This window comes from Elstera sp., assembly GCF_044372965.1.
Taxonomy (GTDB): Bacteria; Pseudomonadota; Alphaproteobacteria; order Elsterales; family Elsteraceae; genus Elstera.
In genome coordinates this window covers 1-6,279 of the sequence record NZ_JBILQX010000192.1, presented here as the reverse complement: position 1 = coordinate 6,279, position 6,279 = coordinate 1, and the positions used below count along the sequence as shown (strand labels likewise).

6 protein-coding genes and 1 pseudogene are annotated in these 6,279 nt (G+C 58.6%); 1 reads left to right on the top strand and 6 read right to left on the bottom strand.

Annotation, left to right across the window (positions count from 1 at the left end; all coding sequences use genetic code 11):
* The 5 genes and pseudogenes from ACIQ36_RS17285 to rocF all read right to left on the bottom strand — a co-directional run.
* Nucleotides 1-460: pseudogene (locus tag ACIQ36_RS17285) on the bottom strand (hypothetical protein); the annotation flags it as partial.
* A 194-nt stretch (nt 461-654) separates the two neighbouring features.
* The gene (locus ACIQ36_RS17280; protein ID WP_395831607.1) at nt 655-1,767 is read right to left on the bottom strand and encodes a BMP family ABC transporter substrate-binding protein; all 1,113 of its coding nucleotides are present in this window, start codon (nt 1,765-1,767) and stop codon (nt 655-657) included.
* Between the two features lie 266 nt (nt 1,768-2,033).
* Nucleotides 2,034-2,741 (bottom strand): calcium-binding protein, encoded by a 708-nt coding sequence (locus ACIQ36_RS17275; protein WP_395831605.1) that lies wholly within the window; start codon nt 2,739-2,741, stop codon nt 2,034-2,036.
* Nucleotides 2,742-2,851: 110 nt separating this feature from the next.
* A complete protein-coding gene (locus ACIQ36_RS17270; RefSeq protein ID WP_395831603.1) occupies nt 2,852-3,907 on the bottom strand; it encodes an ornithine cyclodeaminase in 1,056 nt (351 codons plus the stop codon).
* Complete coding sequence (gene rocF, locus ACIQ36_RS17265; RefSeq protein WP_395831601.1) at nt 3,904-4,842, bottom strand: arginase; 939 nt, start codon at nt 4,840-4,842, stop codon at nt 3,904-3,906. The genes ACIQ36_RS17270 and rocF overlap by 4 nt, the downstream gene beginning before the upstream one ends.
* A gap of 129 nt (nt 4,843-4,971) precedes the next feature.
* Here rocF and ACIQ36_RS17260 point away from each other — a divergent pair, with 129 nt between their 5' ends.
* Nucleotides 4,972-5,409: an Lrp/AsnC family transcriptional regulator gene (locus ACIQ36_RS17260; protein ID WP_395831599.1), complete on the top strand. Its 438-nt coding sequence runs from the start codon at nt 4,972-4,974 to the stop codon at nt 5,407-5,409.
* Between the two features lie 9 nt (nt 5,410-5,418).
* On the opposite strand, the gene ACIQ36_RS17255 is transcribed toward ACIQ36_RS17260, so the two are convergent.
* Nucleotides 5,419-6,279, bottom strand: an 861-nt coding sequence (locus ACIQ36_RS17255) for a GGDEF domain-containing protein (RefSeq protein ID WP_395831597.1), incomplete at its 5' end; no start/stop codon positions are given.

Here is a 6,279-nt window from a genome sequence, read left to right as displayed (position 1 = left end):
AGGCCATGAGCAGCCCGGCGATTGTTTCGTTCACGCCGCGAAACGCCCGCAGCGCACCGATAATCCCGATCCACACGCCGCCTGCCAGCGCGGCCACCAGCGCCATCAGAACCATCACCGCCCAGCCCGGCCAGACGCCCGCAACCGGCAGCGCCACAATCGCGCAGGCGAGCCCACCGATTACGAGCGCCCCTTCGCCGCCGATAATCACCAGCCCCAGCCGCGCGGGCAAAGCCACACACAGCGCGGTCAGAATCAGCGGGGCCGCGCGCAGCAAAGCATTCTGGATCGAAAACCACGTCCCGAACCCGCCGCGCCAGATTAAAGCGAAAAAATCCGCTGGCGATTTCCCTAATGCCCATAAAAACAGCGAAAACAACAACGCCGAGACCAGTAGCGCGCCCAAGGGCATCACGACATACTCGCTGCGGGTTCTCCAGTGATCCAGCCGCACGGCCATCGGCGTCTCCTGTTCGAGCGTGGCAGGATTAGGGGCTTTGCCCCTAATGACCCCAGCTAAGGGGCAGTCGCCCCTTAGCAATCCCATTTTCTTATTCCTGATTCCAAAGCAATTCCGGGACCAGAAGAAAGGGATTCTTAAGGGCCGACTGGCCCTTAAGCGGAGTGCAGAGGCAGCGCCTCTGCAAACACGTCCTAAGTGAGCGAGCCGATCACACCATCCAGAAGGTAATTGCTGTTCTCCAGCCCGGCGTCGTAGTTGTCGAGGCTTTTGCCTGCGCCGACGATTTCCTTGCCCTTATTGTCTTTGAGCGGGCCGACGTAGATGGGGGTTTTGGCGACTAACGCGGCTTTGGCTTCGGTTGCGGCTTTGATCGCTTCCGGGGAGGCCCCTGCGCCGAAGGCGGTGTTTTGGACGTAATCGAGATCGAAGCCGCCGCGCACGAAGTTCGGCAGTTTTTCGCCTTTGGCGAGGGATGCGGCGAACTGCTTATAGATGGTTTCCCACTTATATTCCGCGCCAGTGATGAAGCCCTTCGGGGCGAGCGGGCCTTGATTAGCGTTATGGCCACAGGTTTTCACGCCGCGCTTTTCGGCGGTCTGGATGACGACTTTCGGGCTATCGACGTGGCAGGTGATCACATCGCACCCGGCATCCACCAGGGCATTGGTGGTTTCGGCTTCGCGCACGGGCAGGGACCAGTCGCCAGTGAAAATCACTTGAACGGTGGCGTTCGGGTTGGTTTTGCGCGCGCCGAGCAGGAAGGAGTTGATATTGCGGATCACGGTGCCGATGGGTTTGGCGGCGATGAAGCCGAGCTTATTGCTCTTGGTCGAAAGTCCCGCCGCGACGCCATCAACGTAATGGGCTTGATCGATATAGCCAAAATAGCTGCCCGCGTTCTTCGGGTGCTTATCGGCCTGCCACAGGCCGACCGCGTGGCGAAACTCGACGGCGGGATATTTCTTGGCCATCTCGATCATATGCGGGTCGAAATAGCCGAAGGAGGTGGCGAAAATCAGCTTTGCGCCATCAAGGTTAATCATCGATTCCATCGTCTTTTGCACGGCGACGGTTTCGGGCACATTTTCTTCTTCGATCACGGTCACGCCCGGCACGGCTTTGAGCGCCTGCGCGCCGACGGCATGGGCCTGGTTCCAGCCGAAATCGTCGCGCGGGCCGACGTAGATGATCCCAATGGTAAGCCCTGCCGCCTGCGCACTGCGGAACGGCAGCCCGCCCGCCGCCACGCCCAAGGCCCCAAGGGCGGTGCTTTTCAGGATCGACCGGCGGCTGATCTGCTTCATATCCATCTCTTCGGCCCTTTTCTGCTGAAATCTGCGTCGGCGGCCCCGGCCTGCCGATCTTCCGCATTCCTATCAGCAACTTGTATGCCAAATATAATTATTGTTATTTATCAGAGGGATAAGATTTGGTGAATTGCTTCGTACTGTCAAATTGCATGCAAAAAAAGTCAATATGTCTAAAATTTGTTCTTATCGAGAAAATTGCATACAAAACGCGAAAGCCCAGCGGTTTCGCCGGGCTCCCGTTAGATCCTTGTTGCTAAAAGTTATCCCGCCACAATCCAGTCCTGTGTAACGGTAATTACGGCGACGCCTACCAAAGTGATTGAACTGCCATCGTTCAAGACAAGCACCGCATCACCCGAATCCGCTTCAAAAAATCGGACCGAAAGACCCTTTTGAACTTCGATCCGATCTCCCTCGGCGGCGTTAAAGTCCAAGACGTAATCGTCTGAACTTCCCAACGACAGTATAAATCTATCAGCGCCCGCGCCGCCGATTAACCTGTCTTCATCACTGCCGCCATTCAGGCGGTCGGCTCCCGAGCCACCGTGTAGCCAATCTTCACCCGTACCGCCGACGAGCGTGTCGGAGCCGTCGCCCCCGAGGAGCGTATCCTCGCCTCTGCCGCCGTTTAGGCTATCCTCGCCCCCATAACCTAATAGAAGATCGGCACGATTGCTGCCGGTTAGCCCGTTATTTCCGTCTGTTCCTGTATAGGTGACTAGAGCCCGAGAGGATAGAATCAGCGCTGTTTCGGTTGGTGGCGTACTGGGACACAAGCGGTCATCACTCTGGCTTTCACCGTACCAATTATTGCTATTCCAATTATTGTCGTCGTGATCGTCATTGTTCCAATCATCTGAGTCATCGTGACTATCGGGGTCGCGATCCGATCCATCGTTATCGCTGGTTCTCACGTCATGGAAATCGTCGTCGTTTTCCCAGTGACGGTTATTTTTTGCGTGGCTCATCCTGCTCTCCCATCATGACATGAAGCCAAGATGGACGCTGAAACTTACGCCAAGCTGACGGAGGACTCGAAATGATGCTCAATCCCTCCGCCCATAGCCTGTTAGCCTAGTTAGGCCATAACCGCTTGATGCCGCAGCAGCATGCCGAACAGGTCGCGCGGCTCGTCAGGATCGGCCAGCAGGTCGAGGTCCACGTAGAGGCCGGTGGCCTTCAGCTTGTCGCGCACGTAGCGCAGGGCCGAGAAATCTTCGATGGCAAAGCCGACCGAATCGAACAGGGTGATTTGGCTTGGCTCGCGCCGCCCTTGGGTTTTGCCGACCATCACTTCCCACAGTTCAATCACCGGGTAGTCGGCGGGAAGCTGCTGGATTTCACCTTCGATACGGGTTTGCGGCGGGTATTCGACGAAAATATCCGAGCGGGTGAGAATATCCTTATGGAGTTCCGTCTTGCCGGGGCAGTCGCCGCCCACGGCGTTAATATGCACGCCGGTGCCGACCATATTATCGGTCAGAATGGTGGCATATTGCTTGTCGGCGGTCACAGTGGTGATGATCTGCGCGCCTTCGACGGCGTCTTGCGAGGTCTTGCACTTAGTAATCTCGAACCCGGCCCCCGCGAGATTACGGGCGCACTTGTCGGTCGCGACAGGATCAATATCGTAAAGGCGCAGCTTTTTGATGCCCAGAATGGCCTTGAAGGCCATCGCCTGGAACTCCGACTGCGCACCATTGCCGATAATCGCCATCGTATCCGACCCTTTGGGCGCGAGATATTTGGCGGCAACGGCAGACATGGCAGCGGTGCGCAGCGCGGTGAGAATGGTCATTTCCGTCATCAGAACCGGATAGCCGGTGCCAACATCGGCCAGCACGCCGAAGGCGGTGACGGTCTGGCGGCCATCCTTAATGTTCTTCGGGTGGCCGTTGACGTATTTGAAGCCATACAACGCGCCGTCGCTGGTCGGCATCAACTCGATCACGCCGTCGAGCGAGTGGGAGGCGACGCGGGCGGTTTTGTCGAAACTCTCCCAGCGCTTAAAATCGTCTTCGATATAGCCCGCAAGCTCGGTCAGGAAGCGCTCGGTGCCAATCGTCAGCACCAGCTTCATCATATGATCGACCGACACGAAAGGGACGAGGTTGAGATCAGGGGCGCGGGTCATTGGTAGGGGCCTTTCGAGCGGTCGAGAATAGAGCGGCCCATGAGGCTGCCGACGAGATCGACCATCAGCGTCGCCGTGCGGCCGCGCTCGTCGAGGAAGGGGTTGAGTTCCACAAGGTCGAGACTGGTCACGCGCCCGCATTCGTGCAGCATTTCCATCAGCAGATGGGCTTCACGCATGGTCGGGCCGCCTTGAACGGGGGTGCCAACGCCGGGGGCGATGGAGGGGTCGAGAAAATCCACATCGAAGCTAACGTGCAGCAGGCCGTTGGCATCCTGAACGCGCTTTAAGAAGGCATTGAGCAGCGGGGCGATGCCGTAGTCGTCAATCGCGCGCATATCGTGGATCGTAATGTCGGTATCGCGTAGAGCAGCCCGTTCGGCGGCATCGACGGAACGAATACCCATCATGCACACATTTTTGGGATCGACCAATGTTTGCAGCGGTGTGAACACGCCCTCAAAACTCTTGATTCCCGTGAAATAGGCTACGGGCGTTCCGTGCAAATGGCCGCTGGTGGTCGATTCTAGCGTATGGAAATCCGGGTGGGCGTCGAGCCACAGCACGAAGAACGGGCGGCCCTGCTCCTCGGCGCGCCGGGCAAGGCCGGGGATCGTGCCTGCGGCAAGCGAGTGATCGCCGCCGACGAAAATGGGGAAGCCTTCGGCGCTGGCCTCATAGGCGGCGTCGGTGAGCGCTTCGATCCAGGCCACCACTTCGGGTAGGGCCTTCAGCGCCGGGTTCGGGTGATGCAGGTCGCGCGGCTGAGCGGGCATCACCGTCCCCAAATCCTGCACGCTATGGCCGAGTTCGGTGATCGCCCCCGCCAATCCCGCCGCGCGAAAGGCGGCAGGTCCCATCTCGCAGCCCAAGCGCCCAGCGCCTTCTTGAACGGGAACCGCGAGAATTTTGCAATGGAGAGGAGTATCGGTCATGGAAGGGCTGCCTTGCTGCTGAACCCCCCTATTGGAGCATCCCCAACTGGCATAGTGAACACAGGAGATTGGCAAAAATTATGATAGGATTAGCCAAATTGGTAAATTAAACTGCCGAAATGGAAAGCTATGGATCACCTCGACGAACGGCTCATTACCCTGCTGCGCCATAACGGGCGGCGCAGCGTGTCAGATTTGGCGTTGGAACTCGGGGCCTCCCGCGCCACGGTTCGCGCCCGGATGGAGCGGTTGGAGCAAAGCGGCGCGGTGCTGGGGTATACGGTCATTCTGCGCGCCGACGCGGTGGAACTGCCGGTACGCGGCATCATGATGGTTGAAATCGAAGGCCAGATGGGCGACCGGGTGATCCGCGCCTTGGGCGGTTTTGCCGAAGTCTCGGAGATTCACACGACGAACGGTCGCTGGGATCTGGTGGTAGAACTGGGGGCGGCGACCTTGACCGATTTCGATAACGTCTTGCGCCGCATTCGTCTGATCCCTGGCATTACCGGCAGCGAAACCAGCTTATTGCTAGCGACGCCGCGCAGTACAAAGGCCCGGCTTTAGCCCCCGACCTCAGGCCGAAACGGACGAAAAGGCCTGGGGTTCAACATCATTCCGGCCCCGGCGTTTCACGGCATAAAGGGCGACATCGGCGCGTTTCATCACACTATGGACCGTTTCATCGTCCCGCTCTAAGTGGGCAACCCCGAAACTGCCGGAGACACGAACAAGCGCGCCTTCGTGCTCCAGGCGGAGCGAGCGTAACGCTTCCAGCACGCGGCGGGCGATATGGGTGGCCTCGTCTAACCGCGTATCGGGCAGTAGAATGGCGAACTCGTCGCCGCCGAGACGGGCGATAAAGTCGGTCGCGCGCGCGTGGCGGCTCGCACACTCCGCGACCGCCTGTAAGGCCCGGTCCCCCATATCGTGCCCATGGGTGTCATTGATCGCTTTAAAATGATCGATATCGAAAAGAATAACCGAAACCTCTGGCCCGCCGGCATTAAACTGGCGAAGGGCGTGGTCAACCTTTTGGCTGAAATTGCGGCGCGTCGGCAGGCCCGTGAGCAAATCGATCCCGGCTTGATGGCCGACATGGGCGGCGAACCGCTCCGCCACCAGAATGATGCACCCAATCGCCGCGAGGATGCCGACAGCAGTCGCAGCGAGCAGAACCAGGGTGACGCTTTCGGCCGGAGAGGCCGCACTCTCCCCGACCACAGCTAAAAACGATTGGGCGACAAATGCCAAGAGCGGCACGCTTGCAAAAACCCGCAGGAAGCTTCGGCCCAACGCATGATCTTCGGCCGATAAATGCCGAATGACATGAAGAAGATAGAAACATATCCCCACGGTCATGAGCTGAAAAACCATCAGGCGCCCCTGGAGCGATGGATACAGCCCCGTGAAAGCGAGAATCCCACCCAAAAATAC